We start from the raw sequence: 16,291 nt of genomic DNA, 5'->3' as shown, positions 1-16,291 counted from the left end.
CTACCTGGTCGATAGACGGCAGGTGCAAGGCTGGCGACAGCCTCAGCCGAGCCGCACTAATCGCCCGAGCTCTTCCGGAACCGCACCTCGCGGCCCGCGGGACCCAGCGCTTGCGCGGTCCGGGCACGAGGATGCCCCCGAGTCACCTCCCCTATGCGCCATGCGGCCCCCAGGGCACGTGAGAGGGACACCGGACACCGAAGATACGGTGGGCGCCGCCCACCGGTCAGCGGCCAGAGCATGGGGGGCACGCCCGGTCCCGTTCCGAACCCGGAAGCTAAGCCCCATCGCGCCGAGAGTACTGCGGGGCCAGCCCGTGGGAGGCCAGGGCGCCGCTGACCGGTGGACGGCACCGAGCCGTCATCGAGAATCGAGAAGGGGGAGGCCTCGCGGCCTCCCCCTTTTTTGCGCTATATATAAGCTGTGCCTTGTGAACGGACTCTTCCTTTGACTCTCTTACTGTTTGGCTGTTTTTTGAACTGTCGCTTTGTATTTGCGCGATAATTACTCGCATTGACGTTAGGGAGAGCTTGATGTTTACCGTTTTCGTTTTGGGCAATATTGCTTCGGGTAAATCGACTGCCTGCCGCTTTCTGGAATCTCGCGGAGCCCTGCTTATCGATTTAGATGTTCTTGCCAAATCGCTGTACGTACCGGGGTCGGATATCGTCAATGCTCTTGCTGAAGAGTTTGGCTGGGATATTTTGGACGAGGATGGCGGTGTTCGACGTAACGTTCTCGCTTCTCGAGCTTTTGTTTCTCCCGATACGGTTGCAAGGCTCAATAGTATTGTTCACCCCGCTCTCATTGAGCAGCTTTCGCTGAGGATTCTCGATCCTGCTTGCTGTACGGTTTCGTCCCCCCGCTATCCCTTTGCGGCGGTCGAAGTATCTGCTCCGACTGGCTTTGAGGATGCCTTTGGCCTTGCGGATGAAATTATGGTTGTTAGCGCTCCTTTAGCGGTCCGTCGCGAACGCGCTATTCACCGTGGTATGGAGCCATCCGATTTTGATGCTCGCTGTGCTTGCCAACCCGATGAGTCTTCGCTTTGCAGTCTCGCCACGACCGTGATTGATAACGCAGCGGGCGACAGCTCGCTTTTTGAACAACTGGACGCGTGGCTTGCTCGCCATGGCCTTATGGATGCTATGGATAAGGAGACGACAGATGCCTAAGACGCGTTTCTTTACGTGGTATCGCCTTGTGCCGCTGGTTGTCGTTTTCGTCTTTGGCCTTATCTCGCTCGTTTACTCGTGTGCTCCCGCCGCTTTCTTTAAACCGTTCTATCCGATTGACTATGAGGCGTATGTAAAGCAGTCCAGTATTTCGCATAATCTCGATCCGTATCTGGTGTGTGCCGTCATCAAGTCGGAATCAAACTGGGATCCCGAGGCGGAATCAAATCAGGGCGCCCAAGGTCTCATGCAACTTATGCCCGAAACCGCTCAGGATATGATCGCTAAGGGCCTTGTCGACGGGGACGAGTATTCAGCCGATGACCTGAATGACCCCGCTTCGAATATCGAATTTGGGTGCGCGTACCTCTCATACCTGTTGACGTATTTCAATGGGTCGACGGATAGCGCTATTGCTGCTTACAATGCCGGAATGGGCAATGTCGATGGGTGGGCACAGCAAAACACATCGCTCCATAACGCGATTGCCTTTCCCGAGACGCAAGCCTATTTGATTCGTGTCAATAATGCCTGGGTTCGCTATAAGACCCTCTATCCCGACCGGTTCGTATAGGACTATGCCTGCCGCCTGCGTATACTGCAGATGTATGAGTTAGGAGTATCCATGGCGGATTTTGAAGTTGAGCGTGTTGGCGGAGAGCTCAAACGTTTTGGCGTTGAGGGCTCCGAGGTACCGTTTGAGGTCGTGTCTCCCTATGAGCCTGCAGGTTCACAGCCTAAGGCCATTGAGTCGCTTGTGCAGGGTGTGAGGGACGGAGACCGGTATCAGGTTTTGCTTGGCGTGACCGGCTCGGGCAAGACCTTTACCATGGCCAAGACCATCGAAGCTCTCGGTAAGCCAACGCTGGTCATGGCCCCCAACAAAACCCTCGCCGCCCAGCTTGCGAGCGAGCTCAAAGAATTCTTTCCCAACAACGCCGTGGTCTACTTCGTCTCGTACTACGACTACTATCAGCCCGAGGCATATGTGCCGCAAAGCGATACGTATATCGAGAAGGATGCTTCGATTAACGAAGAAGTTGAGATGCTTCGACATCAGGCGACCGCCTCGTTGCTTTCTCGACGCGATGTGATCGTCGTTGCTTCGGTGTCCTGTATCTATGGCATCGGCTCTCCTGAGGACTATGCGGGGCTGGCGCCGAATGTCGACAAGAAAGTACCGCTCGAGCGCGATGACTTTATCCATGCGCTCATCGACATTCAGTACGACCGGAACGACTATGACTTGGCGCGTGGCACCTTCCGCGTGCGTGGTGATGTTGTCGATGTGTATCCGCCCTATGCCGAGCATCCGTTGCGATTTGAGTTCTTTGGCGATGAGGTCGAGCTTATCGCCGAAATCGATGAGGTTACCGGTGAGATGCTTCGTGAGTATGAGGCTATTCCCGTGTGGCCGGCATCGCACTATGTGACCGAGAAGCCCAAGGTCAAGGCGGCCTTGAAGTCGATCAGCGAAGAGTGCGAGAAGCGCGTGGCGGAGCTCAAGGCGACCGACAAGTTGCTCGAGGCGCAACGTCTACAGCAACGGACCGATTATGACCTCGAGATGCTCGAGACGATGGGCTTTTGCAACGGCATCGAGAACTACTCGCGTCATCTGGACGGGCGTAAGCCGGGTGAACCACCGTTTACCCTAATCGATTACTTTCCCAAGGACATGCTCTGCATCATAGACGAGAGCCATGTGACGGTGCCGCAAATTCGTGGCATGCATGAAGGCGACCGTTCGCGTAAAGTGACCCTGGTGGAGCACGGCTTTCGCCTGCCCTCGGCGCTCGACAATCGTCCGCTTCGCTTCGATGAGTTTGAGGCGAGGATTCCACAGTTCATCTATGTTTCGGCAACGCCGGGCGACTACGAGCTGCGGGTGAGCCAAAACGACGTGGAGCAGATTATTCGTCCGACCGGCCTGCTCGATCCCAAGATCGACGTACGTCCCGTTCGCGGTCAGATTGACGATCTTGAGGACGAGATTCGCGAGCGCGTTGCCCGCAAGGAGCGCGTGCTGGTGACCACGTTGACCAAGCGCATGGCCGAGGACCTGACCGACCATCTACTTGATGCGGGCATTAAGGTCAATTACATGCACTCTGATACGGCGACAATGGACCGTGTCGAGATCCTGCGAACGCTGCGCGAGGGCAAGATCGATGTTCTCGTTGGCATCAACCTGCTTCGCGAGGGCTTGGATCTTCCCGAGGTCTCACTGGTGGCAATTCTCGATGCCGATAAGGAAGGCTTCTTGCGCAACCGCCGTTCGCTGATTCAGACGATTGGCCGTGCGGCCCGTAACGCCGATGGCGAAGTCATCATGTATGCAGACGTTGTGACCGATTCGATGAAAGCGGCCATCGAGGAGACGCGGCGCCGTCGCGAGATTCAGATGGCATATAACGACGAACATGGCATTGTGCCCAAGACAGTGCGCAAGGCCATCAACGACATCTCAAGTTTTATTGCCGAGGCCGAAAAAACTGTGGGCTCCAAGGGACGCTCGAAGGGCGACTCTCTTGGCCATGGCGCATTCTATACGCCCGATGAGTCGGGCGAGGGCGGTGTGCCGGAAACGGTGGCGCCCGAGCAGACCCTTGCGGAACAGTTGGAAGAACTACCGCATGACGAGCTTGTGCGGATCGTCGAAACCATGGAAGAGGATATGCGTAACGCTTCTGCCGCCATGGACTTTGAGGAGGCGGCGCGCCTGCGTGATGCTGTCGTTCAGATTCGGGCGATGCTCGAGGGTGCGTCTGAGGACGAGACGATCGAGCGCTTGCGTTCGCAGGCCCGCAAGGGTTCCACGTTCGCATCGGGTAGAAAACGCCAGGGTGCACGGTTTAAGAAATAGCGAACAGGCCCCGAGCTCCATAGGGAGCTCGGGGCCTGTGTCTTTTGCGCGCTGGAATTCGTTCGCTAGAGGTCTGCGATCAGGGCTTCGGCACAACGGATACCGTCGGTGGCCGCGCTCATGATGCCTCCGGCATATCCAGCTCCCTCACCACAAGGGTAGAGGCCCGGGGTCGACACGGCATGGCACGTTCGGTCTCGGGTGACAGTGACCGGTGAGCTCGAACGAGTCTCCACGCCGGTAAGAACGGCATCGGGGCGGTCGTAGCCCCGTAGCTTTTTTCCGAGTAGGGGAAGTCCCAGGCGGAGCGACTCGACGATATGCTGCGGCAGGGCTTCGTCAATTGCCGTCCAGGTCACACCGAGCGGATAGGTGGGCTTTACCTTTCCGGGCGCCTTGCTGGCGCGTCCTGCGAGGAAATCTCCGACGAGTTGTGCCGGTGCGTTCCAGTTGGAACCGCCCAGGCGATAGGCGGCCGCCTCGCAGGCGCGCTGGAGCTCGATGCCGGCGAGCGGGTCATCGTCGGGAAGGTCCTCGGGCGTGACGTTAACGAGCAAGGCGGCATTTGCGTTACGGCCGTCGCGGGCATTGAGGCTGGCGCCGTTGACGCACAGGTGGCCCTGCTCGGAAGAGGCGGCGACAACCTGCCCGCCGGGGCACATGCAAAACGAGAACACGCTGCGGCCGTTGGGAAGATGGGCGACGAGTTTGTAGGGGGCTGCACCGAGGGCAGGATGTCCCGCCGAGGCTCCATATTGGGCTCGGTCGATGTCGCGCTGCGGATGCTCGATGCGAACGCCCATGGCAAAGGTCTTTTGTGCGAGGGCCACGTTGTGGTCCTTAAGGAGTTCAAAAATATCGCGAGCAGAATGCCCGCAGGCGAGGATGAGGTGCTTTGTCTCAATTGACTCGTAAGCGGCGTCTTGGGATGATTGGACATCAATACCGGTGATGGCGCCAGACGCGTCGATGCGAATGTCGACGAGTTTTGTTCGATAACGGACGACACCTCCGAGTTGCTCGATGCGCTGGGATATAGCGGTAACAACCGTGGGAAGGATGTCGGAGCCAATGTGCGGCTTGGCATCCCACAGAATATCGCGGGGCGCACCCGCCTCGACGAAGGTTTCGAGGATGAGGCGATGGGCGGGATTTTTGGTTCCCGTATTGAGCTTGCCGTCCGAGAAGGTCCCCGCGCCGCCCAGACCAAACTGGATATTGCTCTCGGGGTCGAGGATACGCTCCTTTAGAAAGAGGTCGATCGAATGCGAGCGGCGAAATGCCGGGTCGCCGCGCTCGATGAGCAAGGGCTTAAGACCTGCTTTGGCGAGCGTAAGCGCAGCGAAAAGGCCGGCGCATCCGGCGCCGACGACGACAGGGCGCTCTTTGGGTGCGTCGGAGACGGGGGAGGGGAATGAAGGCTCATCGTCTTCTATCGCGCGTACGCGCGAGCGGTCACGCTCGGCAACGCTGTCGATCGCTTCTCGCTCGAGGTGGGGACTAGCCAGCTCAACACGAAAGCTCAGGATAAAATGGACGTCTCGTTTTTTGCGAGCGTCGATTGACTTGCGGTGGAGCTCGATGGACTTGATCTCGGAGTCCTTGCAACGCAGGACGCGCTTGGCGAATCGCTTGCCAACAATGAGGCAGGCATTTTCATCGCCGGCTTCATCGAGTGACGCGTTGACTTGGGTGAGTTCGATCATCGAGGTCTCCTTAGAGGCAAGAAAGAGGCCGTCCGGTATCCCAGACGGCCCGAATGCGTTTTTGATTATAGACTGTGCGGCTACAGGCTGCTTGCAGCGCGAATGCCCGAGATCCAGGCCCACGCAAGGTTAAAGCCTCCGCAATCGGCGTCGATGTCGAGCGCTTCGCCGCAGACGTAAAGCGGGGCGTCGACAACGCTGCACGCGTGTAGACTGGGTGTTGAGATGCTCTCGACAGATACGCCACCACGCGTGACCTGCGCCGAGCGCTCCTCGGCTGTTCCCTCGACGAGCAACTTAAAGTGCTTGAGGAACGAGACCAGGTGGACGACATCGTTGGAGCCTGGATGGCACTGCTCGAACGCTGTGCAGACGACGCGGGAGAGTTGCGGGGCGAGCATGCCGTCGAGCCAACGGGGATCGCGGGGCGAAAAGCCGCCGAGCAGCTTAACGCGCCGGTTAAGCATATCGAGCAACTCGTCTTTAGAGAGGTCGGGGAAAACGTCGAGCAGGATCGTATCGCCGCGCTGGATACGACGGGAGAGGTTGAAGACAGCGACGCCCGAGATACCGAAGGTTCGAAACAGTACTTCACCGTCTTCGTGCCAGAGCTCACTATGGTTACGGGTGAGCGTCAAGCGGGCGCGGACGCGCAGACCATCCAACGTCTTGAGTGCCGCCCGATCGCCAACGACCGTTGCCGATACGGGGCAGAGGATGGGGCGCAGCGAAGTGAGGGGGAGGCTAAACGTATCGGCGATACCGGTGGGGTTGCCACCCGTGGCGATAATTACGGCATGTGCCTCCAGGGCCTCGTTCTTGCGAGGGACATCGGCGAGTGCTTTCCGAAGCGAGCGGAGCTCCGATTTTCGGTCGTCGTGCTTTTTTGCCTTGAGTGCCCGCGCTGGACGGTTTATTTGGAGTGCCCAGCCTTCGGAAGCTTTGTGCGCCGAGGCAACGTTGGCTCCGCAGATTAAAGTGATACCCAGGCGGTCGCAAACGTTGAGAAGCGCGTCGCGCACCGATTCGGCGCGAAGCGAGCGCGGGTACAGCCGGCCTTCCTCGGAGGTTGTCATGATGCCCAGCGAGGAGAAGAAACCCATAAGCTCTTGTTCGGGCTGGGGGCCCATGACGGATTCGACGAATGCGGGGTGGTTATACCGCTGAGGATCAATCGATTCGTTGGAGAGGTTGCAGCGACCGTTGCCGGTCGCAAGCAGCTTAAGGCCGCACGCGACATCGCGCTCAACGATGCAGACGCTTTTACCCGCGCGTGCGGCCGTAATGGCGGCGGCGAGGCCTGAAGCCCCGCCGCCGATTACCAGGACGTCATAGAAGGCGCTCGTGTTCACTTAGGCCTCGTCGGTCTCGTGCGGGGCAATGGCCTCGACGGCAGAGACTGCCTGAGGCAACATGCCATCGGGCAGTGCGGTCTCGACCTCGCCCTTATCGCAGGCCTCGGCGAGTGCCGGATTAATGGGAAGCTGGCCCAAGATGTCGAGGTTATAGCGCTCTGCGACCTCGGGGAGCTTGCTCTTGCCAAAGACCTTGATCTTCTTGCCGCAGTCGGGGCACTCAATATAGCTCATGTTCTCGACAATGCCCAGAATGGGGACGTTCATCTTCTCGGCCATGTTAACCGCCTTGGCGACGATCATCGAGACCAGATCCTGCGGGCTCGTGACGATGACGATGCCGTCGACGGGCAGTGACTGGAAGACGGTGAGCGCGACGTCGCCTGTTCCCGGAGGCATGTCGACCAGCAGGTAGTCGATGGGGCCCCACGAGGTCTCGCTCCAGAACTGCCTAATGGCGCCTGCGATGACCGGACCGCGCCAAAGGACGGGGTCGGTCTCGTTTTGGAGCAGCAGGTTGGAGCTCATGACCTTGACGCCGTGCTCGGAGATTTCGGGCAGCATAAGGTTGCCAAGGGCATGGACGTGGCGTCCGCTCATACCGAACATCTTGGGGATAGAGGGACCGGTGATGTCGGCATCGAGGACGCCGACCTTGTGGCCGTGACGGGCAAGCTCGGTGGCGATGGCACCGGTGACAAACGACTTGCCGACACCGCCCTTGCCGGAAAGCACGGCGATGACGCGTTTGACCTCGGACAGCGTGTTCTCCTCAAATTGCGACGGCGACGTTTGTCCGCCGGCGGCCTGTGCGTGCTCGCAACCCATGTATGACTCCTTTGTATATGTTGGGGCCGGGGCCCCGTGATGTGACACGAGCGTCATTGTACCCTCGTTTGCGAGCGGGAGTCATTTGTGATGCATTTGGGCCGAGCGTGCTTGCAATACGATGGGCCCAAGCGAATGAGCGGGTTTACTGAACTTTGCTGGCGAACTCGAGGTATTGGATGCGCTGCAGCTTGTCGATCGTCGAGGCGTATGGGCTGTCTTCAGATTCCAAGTCGTAGCGCAGCCCGTCGGCACCAAGATAGCCGGCGACATTGATGGTGGGCACATCTGACCTTGTTGCAAGCAGAGCCTTTTGATAGTCGGTGAGCGGGGCGCCGATCTTATTAAGGGTAATGGCTGCAATCTCGTTTGCCCCGACGGTGTCGTAGACGTTGAGCTCGGTATTGCCGGCGATTTCATAGTTAGCCCAGACGAAATAGGTCGACTGATAGATACGGAAAGCGTGGCTTGCCGTATCTTCCTGAGGGTACAGCTCGTCGTTGAGAGTCGTTGCGGCGCTCGGCTGATGGTCGCCAAAAAAGACAAGAACAACCGGTCTGCCGATATTGCGGAGCTCGTTGATAAAGTACTCGAGGTCCCGGTCGGATGCGTTGATGCAGGTAAGATAGGTGTTGAGCGCGCTATTGGCGCCCTCGCTGGCTCCCTCGACCCAATAGTTTGTCAGCTCTTCGGCGGGAACGGTGCCATAGTCGTAGCCGCCGTGATTTTGCATCGTGACGTCAAAGATGAACTGCGGGGCTTCGTCGGTTCTAAGCAGGTCGAGTATCTTGTCGTAGGTGGCGTAGTCGCATACGCCGGCATGGTAACAGGGCGCACCTTCGAAATCGCCGATTGAAAGAAAGTCTCCAAAGCCCAGCTGCTGATAGATTTTATCTCGATGGTAGTTGACGGGGTTTTGCGGGTGCATAGCGGTAGCGGTATACCCAAGCTCCTTAAGGTCCTTTGCCAGGCTGTTGACGCCATTCATCTGATATAGCTGATAGGGGATTTTGCCTAATCCGACAAAGGCCGTTGTCGCTCCGGTCAAAAATTCGAATTCGGAGTTCGCCGTTCCGCCACCGGCGACCGAAGCGAGCATGGTGCCGCGAACAAGTGTGTCGGGAAGCGAGTTGTAGAATGCGGGGCCGGTGTACCCGGCCGCCTGGAGCTGCTCAAAGCACGAAAGGTCGCTAAAACTCTCGTTCATGACGGCAACAATCGTCGGCTTGATTTCATTGAACTGGGCAACGGCCGCCGCGCGCTGCTCGCTCGAGCCATACGTGCTGTCGTAGGTGGCGGCGAGCTCCTGCTCGATGCTCTGCGCCTCATCGGGCGTATAGTCTTCGGGCTTCTCAATGGGCAACTCGTTGACCATTTCGGTGAACGAAGTGATAAAACCCTGAGACGCATACGTGGTGATGGGCTGCCAACGGTCAAATCCAAAATTCAGCGCCTGCTCCAAGTCGATGCTGGAAAAGCCCGAGAGCCCCACAACGGTCACTAGCAGAAAAGCGCAGAGGTTAGCGGCGATTGCGGGGAAGACATGGGTGGGCGTACGGACCTTTCGCGGTCGGATAAGCGAAAGAAGCCCCAGGGAAATCTCTAGCAGGGCTAGAGAGGTTACGATTCCGGCGGTAAAGGTAAACTCGTATCCCTCGCTCACTTCCATTGCGGTGCCAAGGGCCAAGATATCGCTTGGCAGGATGGCCTCGCCTTTAAACGTTATGACGAAGTGCTCGGCAATGCCAAGGATGCAACAGACGACGGGCACGAGGACCATGACGCCTCCATGACGCTGTCCCAGCAAATAAAGGGAGAGCAGAACCGTCGCGAGCAGCCCGACGGAAAACCCGAATGAGTTGGCGGGAATGCGATAGAACGTTTCGTTGCAGGCAATTTCGAGTGAAACGAACGAGAGCGCTGAAACAGCGGCGATGACAAGGATGTCACGGCAAATACAGGCAACCGTTCCCGTCGCAAGATCGGTTTGGTCAATAAGTCCCGAAACCAAGGGCTCGACAAGAAGTATGACGGCGGCAGCACCGAGCGCCGAATAAGAAAGGACCCATAGGGAACTGTCCTCATTTACGAGCAATTGATTCGTAATCCATGCAGCTACCATGCCGAGCGGGATGAGGAGCGTCGCGCACCAAAAGACGCGGGCAATGGGCGGCTTTTCATTGTGTTTGATTGAAAAATACACGCGCACGACGACGGTGGCCACGATAAGGACGGCGATGAATATGGGCAGATTGGCCATGTCGCTCGAAGTGATTTCAAGGGGGATATCTTCGGTCATGGACGTTCCTCTGTTACAGCAAATTAAGTTCAGTTTTAGATTACTGTAACCTTTCCACGGCATTTCGAGAAACAAAGCGCCCGATACGCAAAGCTAAAGGTCTGCGAATCTTATATTACGAACATCTGTGCGCGTCGAGTGCGCTAAACTCATCGGCAGTATGATTCGATGCAATAGGAGGCAAGGAGCTTCCATGTCTGATTCTTCTATCGTTATTCGCGGCGCTCGTGAGCACAACCTCCGTGATATCGATGTTTCCATTCCGCGTGACCAACTCGTGGTCATTACCGGTCTTTCTGGCTCGGGCAAGAGCTCGCTGGCATTTGACACTATCTATGCCGAGGGCCAGCGTCGATACGTCGAGAGCCTTTCGAGCTATGCGCGCCAGTTCTTGGGCCAGATGGACAAACCCGACTTGGATTCAATCGACGGCCTTTCGCCGGCGGTGTCGATCGACCAAAAGACGACGTCTAAAAACCCTCGCTCGACGGTTGGCACCGTAACCGAGATTTATGACTATCTGCGCCTGCTGTTCGCCCGTGTGGGCACCCCGCACTGTCCCGAATGCGGCCGCGTCATTGAGCGCCAGACGACCGACCAGGTTGCCGACAAGGTCTTGGCGGCGGGGGAGGGTCGCCGCGCGTTTGTGCTGGCACCGGTGGTGCGCGGGCGAAAAGGCGAGTACACCAAACTGTTTGAGGACCTTCGCGCCGAGGGCTTTAGCCGCGTGCGTGTCGACGGTGAAGTGCGCTCGCTCGACGATCCAATCGATCTGGACAAGAAGTTCAAGCACGATATCGAGGTCGTGGTCGATCGCATCGTGATCCGTGAGAACTCTCTGGGCCGTATCGCCGAGTCCGTTGAGCAGGCGACCGCGCTGGCTCACGGCAATGTAAATGTGTACATGCTGCCCGATCGTGATGCTCCCGAGGGGACCGAGGGCGAGCTGCTGGAGTATTCGTTGGCCTTGGCGTGCCCGGAGCATGGACACTCCATTGACGATCTTCAGCCGCGTGATTTTTCGTTTAACGCTCCCTATGGCGCATGTCCTGAGTGCGACGGCCTGGGCTTTAAGAAAACCGTTGATGCCGAGGCGCTGATCGAGGACCCCTCGAAGTCCATTGCCGACGGAGTCTTTGGTAGCCTGTTTGGCAATTCGAACTACTACCCGCAGATTTTTGCTGCGGTCTGTAAACACTTTAAGGTAAGCGCCGATACGCCGTGGGAGGACTTGCCCCCTCGCGTGCGTCGTGCATTCTTGGATGGCCTGGGCGATACGAAGATCTCGGTTGACTACCAAAAGCTCGACGGACGTCGTAGCCAGTGGGATACCAAGTTTTCGGGCGTTCGCAACATCCTGTACGAACGCTATACCGAGACGACGAACGAGAACACCAAGGCGCGCTTGGAGAAGTACATTCGCGAGGAACCGTGCTCGAGCTGCCACGGCGCTCGTTTGCGCCCCGAGATGCTCGCCGTCACCGTGGGCGGCAAGTCCATTTACGAGGTTTGTTGCCTGTCGTGCCGTGAGTCGCTCGAGTTTTTTGAGGGCCTGGAGCTCACCGAGCGCCAACAGTTTATCGGCGGGCGCATCGTCAAGGAAATCCTGGAGCGCTTGCGTTTTCTGGTCGATGTTGGACTCGACTATCTGACGCTCGATCGTGCCTCGGCGACGCTTTCTGGTGGCGAGGCGCAGCGTATTCGCCTGGCAACACAGATCGGCGCCGGCCTCATGGGTGTCCTGTACATTTTGGACGAGCCATCGATCGGCCTTCATCAGCGCGATAACGAGCGCCTGATCAAGACCCTTGAGCGTCTGCGCGATATCGGCAATACCGTCATCGTCGTCGAACACGACGAGGACACGATCCGTGCCGCCGACTACGTGATCGACATGGGGCCCGGCGCCGGCGTCAACGGCGGACACGTAGTCGCGGCGGGAACGCCTGCCGATATCATGGCGTGTCCTGAGTCGATGACGGGCGCTTATCTGACCGGCAAACGAATGATCCGGGTGCCTGATGAACGGCGCAAGCCCGGTCGCGGCTGCCTTAAAATTACGGGCGCTCGAGCTAACAACCTCAAAAACGTTACTGCCAAGATCGAGTTTGGTACGCTTACGGTTGTTACCGGCGTGTCGGGATCGGGCAAGAGCTCCCTGGTTACCGACACCATTGCGCCTGCCCTTACGAATGCTATTCACCGTTCGACGCGCCCTGTGGGTCCGTATAAGAGAATCGAGGGCATCGAGTGTATCGATAAGGTTATCGATATCGACCAGTCGCCGATTGGCCGCACACCGCGTTCCAGCCCTGCTACCTATATTGGCCTGTGGGATGATCTTCGCGCGCTGTTTGCGAGTACGCCGGAGTCGAAGGCGCGCGGCTACTCGCCGGGCCGTTTCTCCTTTAATGTGAGTGGCGGGCGCTGTGAGGCGTGCAAGGGCGACGGACAGATCAAGATCGAGATGCACTTCCTTCCCGATATCTACGTTCCCTGCGAAGTTTGCGGCGGTAAACGCTACAACCGTGAGACACTCGAGGTCACCTACCGTGGCAAGACCATCTCGGACGTGCTCGACATGAGCGTCACCGAGGCGCTGGCCTTCTTTGGGAATATCCCGCAGATTAAGCGCAAGCTTCAGACTTTGTATGACGTTGGCTTGGGCTATGTGAGTTTGGGGCAGCCTGCCACGACGCTTTCGGGCGGCGAGGCGCAGCGTGTGAAACTCGCCAAGGAGCTTCATCGACGCCAGACGGGCAAGACGTTCTATATTTTGGACGAGCCGACGACCGGCCTTCATTTTGAGGACGTCCGCCAGCTGCTCGATGTGCTGCAGCGCTTGGTCGATGCGGGCAACACGGTGCTGGTGATTGAACACAACCTTGATGTCATCAAGGTTGCCGACCGCCTGATCGATATGGGTCCCGAGGGCGGCAATGGCGGCGGAACCGTCGTGGTCTCGGGTACGCCGGAGCAGGTCGCGGCATGTTCGCAGAGTTACACGGGCAAGTTCTTGGCACCGCTGCTCAAGCGCGACCGCGAGCGTCAGGCACAACTCGACGCCCAGTAAAGAGACGCCGTCGTACGAGAAGCGCCACCGATTCCTTTCGATTCGGTGGCGCTTCTGTGTGTCGAGATGACGTATGCGGCTAAATTGGACATATACTTAGGCGTTACGTTCGAATGCGAGGGAAGGGAGATGCCATGGCAAAGGCTGCAAAGACGCCGAAAACCAATGCGATGCGCGAGCTGGAAAACGCCGGCATCTCCTATATTCTCCATACGTATGAAGACGATGGCGATGAGTCGGTGGGTTTAGGCGTTGCAATTTTGGAACAACTTGGCGAGGAGCCTGGCCAGGGGTTTAAGACCTTGGTTTGCGTGACGCCGTCCAACGAACACGTTGTGTGCTGTATTCCCGTTGCCGACGAGCTTGACCTAAAGGCCGCCGCGCGCGCCGCTGGTGAAAAGTCGCTGACCATGATGCATGTCAAGGACTTGCTTGCCGCGACGGGGTATGTCCGGGGCGGCTGCAGTCCAGTCGGCATGAAAAAACGCTTTCGGACGCTGATCGATGAGACATGCGTCCTTTGGGATACCATTTTTATCTCAGGCGGTAAGCGTGGCTATCAACTTGAGCTTGCCCCCGACGACTTAGTTGCATTTTGCGGGGCGACGGTTGCCCCGATCACGAGAGAGGACTGAGCGATGCCGCAGGAAGAATCGAAGCGCGGAGCTCACTTTGCAAAGGGTTCGGCTTCTCAGACGCCCGCGCCTGAGGCTTCTTCGGTCGATGACCAGATTCGAAACGCTTGGTCCGTTGCTGCAGATCCAGGGGAGACGGCTGTGTATTTGCGTGCCGCCGGTGCCGGTACGGTGCCTCCCCGTACGATTCTCTCTTCGGCTCGTCCCGATGAGACGGCGGTGTTTTTGGCCGCGGCTCAATCCCGTGCCGGACGGATGCCTGACGCCGGGGCGTCTCGTGCGCCGCGTCCCGATGAGACGGCGGTGTTTTTGATGGCGGCTCAGGGAAAGGGCGCACTGCAGGGTGTCCCAGCCGATCGTCCCGCGAGGCCTGCAACCGACGGTGATGGCGAGCAGTTGCTTTTGGATGACGAGTGGTCACCGCTCGGCTCGACCGATCCGGTCGAGGGCGTTGCTGTTGAGGACGATGATTGGGATCTTTTGTCGTTTTCTGGTCGAACCGCTGCCGCCAGGGAAGTTGACACGGTGTTTGGTAATAATGCCGTAGCTAACGATGGCGCTTCGTTTGACAGCGATGTCACGCCTGTTGACGGAGCTTTTTCTGCCGATGATGCCGTTTTGGTCGACGACCCCTTCGCGATAATCGATGACCCTGATATCGAGGTTGATTCTCGACAACACACTGAAGTCAGCCCCCAATCACAGGACGACGTAGATGATATGGGTTCGTCGGACTACTCTACGGTTGGCCGTTCCGCCGGCCTCATGACTGCACTGACCATCGTGTCGCGCGTCACCGGGTTTATCCGTACTTGGGCTATGGCTGCCGCCATCGGCATGTCGCTGCTCTCGTCTTCCTATCAGGTCGCCAACAACCTGCCCAATATGCTCTATGAGCTCGTGATGGGCGGTATGTTGGTTACCGCCTTTTTGCCGGTGTACATGGGCGTGCGTCGTGAGCAGGGTCGCGACGCCTCAAACGAATACGTAGGTAATCTGCTCGGCATCCTGCTTTTGCTGCTGGGCGGCATTTCGGTGTTGGGCACCGTGTTTGCTCCGGGCTTTATCTGGACGCAGTCGTTCCTTTCGGGCGATGGCGGAAGCATGGATACCGCTGCATTCATGTTCCGTTTCTTTGCCATTCAGATTTTGTTCTACGGCTTGGGCTCGGTGTTCTCGGGCGTTCTTAACGCGCATCGTGACTACTTTTGGTCGACGTTCGCCCCGGTACTCAACAATGTGATTGTCATTGCGAGTTTTATGGGCTTCGCTCCCGTATCTGCCTGCTTTGGTGAGCAGACGGGCGTCGTTTTGATTTCGCTCGGCACGACGCTTGGCGTTTTTGTCCAGATGGCGTGCCAGATTCCCGCACTCGGTAAGCATGGTGTCCGGCCTCATATTCATATCGACTTTAAGGATCCTGCACTGCGACAGACGCTCGCGCTCGGCGTCCCGACGTTGCTCGCTACGGTATGCATGTTCGTGTCGACTTCCATTACCAACGCAGCCGCGCTGGTGGTGCAGCCCGAGACCGGTCCTTCTGTAATTGCCTATGCGCGCCTTTGGTACACACTGCCTTATGCCTTGATAGCCGCCTCGCTCTCGACGGCGCTTTATACCGAGCTTTCGCACGATGCCCAGGAAAAGGATTATGACAGCGTGCGCGTTGGTATCTCGCGCGGCGTGGCCCAGATGCTCTTCTTCCTGATTCCTTTCGCGCTATATCTCATGGTGTTTGCCCGTCCGCTCAACATGATTTATTGCGCCGGCAAGTTCGACGAGTCGGGTGTGGCGCTTGTGTCTGAGTTTCTGGTTTATCTGGCGCTCTCCCTGCCGCTCTACGGCGTGGTCGTGTTGATGCAGAAGAGCTTCTCGGCGTTGCTCGACATGAAGCCCTATAGTCGCTATTGCCTATACTCTGCCATCGGTCAGGCTGGTTCGGTTCTGCTGTTTGGTGTGGTGCTGGGCTATGGCATGCCTGCGATTGCGATGTCGTATGTTGTCGACTATGTGATTCTGGTCGGCTGTTCGCTGTGGTGGCTGCGTCGTCGTCTGCAGGGTCTTCAGGTTAAATCTATTCTGCACGGCTGCTTCTATGGCCTTTTGCTCGGCGGCCTGGGTGCCGCAGCGGGTGCCGGCGTTTTGTGGGCGCTCGAGAGTTTTGTCGGAGCGCTTGGCGGATCGATTCTTATTACCTTGGGCTATGTTTGCATCGCGGGCATGGTTTCACTTGCCGTGACTTTTGGCCTTGCCGTCCTTCTAAAGATGCCTGAGGTCTCCGCGCTTCTTCGCCGCAGGTAGGCAGTCGTGGCAGGTCATGACAACATTCCAACGCTTGCCGAACAGGTTTCGCG

At 57.9% G+C, this 16,291-nt stretch carries 10 protein-coding genes and 1 rRNA gene; 7 read left to right on the top strand and 4 right to left on the bottom strand.

What is annotated here, in order from left to right:
* The first annotated feature begins 225 nt into the window (after positions 1 to 225).
* The 4 genes from rrf to uvrB all read left to right on the top strand — a co-directional run bounded on the left by rrf (position 226) and on the right by uvrB (position 4,041).
* A 5S ribosomal RNA gene (rrf, locus tag ACTQXI_RS03465) occupies positions 226 to 341 on the top strand.
* Between the two features lie 192 nt (positions 342 to 533).
* The gene (gene coaE, locus ACTQXI_RS03460; RefSeq protein ID WP_154517538.1) at positions 534 to 1,175 is read left to right on the top strand and encodes a dephospho-CoA kinase; all 642 of its coding nucleotides are present in this window, start codon (positions 534 to 536) and stop codon (positions 1,173 to 1,175) included.
* Entirely contained in the window at positions 1,168 to 1,749 is a 582-nt protein-coding gene (locus tag ACTQXI_RS03455; RefSeq protein WP_154517536.1) for a lytic transglycosylase domain-containing protein, read from the top strand. Before coaE ends, ACTQXI_RS03455 begins: the two co-directional genes overlap by 8 nt.
* A 51-nt stretch (positions 1,750 to 1,800) precedes the next feature.
* Entirely contained in the window at positions 1,801 to 4,041 is a 2,241-nt protein-coding gene (uvrB, locus tag ACTQXI_RS03450) for an excinuclease ABC subunit UvrB (RefSeq protein ID WP_441032771.1), read from the top strand.
* Positions 4,042 to 4,106: 65 nt separating this feature from the next.
* Here the strand turns inward: uvrB and ACTQXI_RS03445 are convergent, their stop codons facing one another.
* From ACTQXI_RS03445 to ACTQXI_RS03430, 4 genes are all read right to left on the bottom strand, one after another.
* The gene (locus ACTQXI_RS03445; RefSeq protein WP_441048563.1) at positions 4,107 to 5,747 is read right to left on the bottom strand and encodes an NAD(P)/FAD-dependent oxidoreductase; all 1,641 of its coding nucleotides are present in this window, start codon (positions 5,745 to 5,747) and stop codon (positions 4,107 to 4,109) included.
* Positions 5,748 to 5,827: 80 nt separating this feature from the next.
* Complete coding sequence (locus ACTQXI_RS03440; protein WP_427718675.1) at positions 5,828 to 7,099, bottom strand: NAD(P)/FAD-dependent oxidoreductase; 1,272 nt, start codon at positions 7,097 to 7,099, stop codon at positions 5,828 to 5,830.
* Complete coding sequence (locus ACTQXI_RS03435; RefSeq protein ID WP_441048564.1) at positions 7,100 to 7,930, bottom strand: Mrp/NBP35 family ATP-binding protein; 831 nt, start codon at positions 7,928 to 7,930, stop codon at positions 7,100 to 7,102.
* A gap of 145 nt (positions 7,931 to 8,075) precedes the next feature.
* Positions 8,076 to 10,229, bottom strand: coding sequence for an LTA synthase family protein (locus ACTQXI_RS03430; protein WP_441048565.1), 2,154 nt, complete (start codon positions 10,227 to 10,229; stop codon positions 8,076 to 8,078).
* 193 nt (positions 10,230 to 10,422) lie between these two features.
* Between ACTQXI_RS03430 and uvrA the strand changes: the two genes are divergently transcribed.
* From uvrA to murJ, 3 genes are all read left to right on the top strand, one after another.
* Entirely contained in the window at positions 10,423 to 13,302 is a 2,880-nt protein-coding gene (gene uvrA / locus ACTQXI_RS03425; protein WP_441548330.1) for an excinuclease ABC subunit UvrA, read from the top strand.
* Positions 13,303 to 13,436: 134 nt separating this feature from the next.
* Entirely contained in the window at positions 13,437 to 13,937 is a 501-nt protein-coding gene (gene ybaK / locus ACTQXI_RS03420) for a Cys-tRNA(Pro) deacylase (RefSeq protein ID WP_427718664.1), read from the top strand.
* A gap of 3 nt (positions 13,938 to 13,940) precedes the next feature.
* Positions 13,941 to 16,238 carry a murein biosynthesis integral membrane protein MurJ gene (murJ, locus tag ACTQXI_RS03415; protein WP_441548329.1) on the top strand — a complete coding sequence of 766 codons (2,298 nt, stop codon included), beginning with the start codon at positions 13,941 to 13,943 and terminating at the stop codon, positions 16,236 to 16,238.
* Positions 16,239 to 16,291: the final 53 nt, after the last annotated feature.

Source organism: Collinsella sp. LCP19S3_C9, from assembly GCF_052121575.1.
Classification (GTDB): Bacteria; Actinomycetota; Coriobacteriia; order Coriobacteriales; family Coriobacteriaceae; genus Collinsella.
This window is presented reverse-complemented; position numbering and strand designations above follow the sequence as displayed.

Coding starts and splice junctions, on each gene's coding strand:
- coaE (WP_154517538.1), top strand. CDS start 534: ATGTTTACCGTTTTCGTTTTGGGCAATATTGCTTCGGGTAAATCGACT.
- ACTQXI_RS03455 (WP_154517536.1), top strand. CDS start 1,168: ATGCCTAAGACGCGTTTCTTTACGTGGTATCGCCTTGTGCCGCTGGTT.
- uvrB (WP_441032771.1), top strand. CDS start 1,801: ATGGCGGATTTTGAAGTTGAGCGTGTTGGCGGAGAGCTCAAACGTTTT.
- ACTQXI_RS03445 (WP_441048563.1), bottom strand. CDS start 5,747: ATGATCGAACTCACCCAAGTCAACGCGTCACTCGATGAAGCCGGCGAT.
- ACTQXI_RS03435 (WP_441048564.1), bottom strand. CDS start 7,930: ATGGGTTGCGAGCACGCACAGGCCGCCGGCGGACAAACGTCGCCGTCG.
- ACTQXI_RS03430 (WP_441048565.1), bottom strand. CDS start 10,229: ATGACCGAAGATATCCCCCTTGAAATCACTTCGAGCGACATGGCCAAT.
- uvrA (WP_441548330.1), top strand. CDS start 10,423: ATGTCTGATTCTTCTATCGTTATTCGCGGCGCTCGTGAGCACAACCTC.
- ybaK (WP_427718664.1), top strand. CDS start 13,437: ATGGCAAAGGCTGCAAAGACGCCGAAAACCAATGCGATGCGCGAGCTG.
- murJ (WP_441548329.1), top strand. CDS start 13,941: ATGCCGCAGGAAGAATCGAAGCGCGGAGCTCACTTTGCAAAGGGTTCG.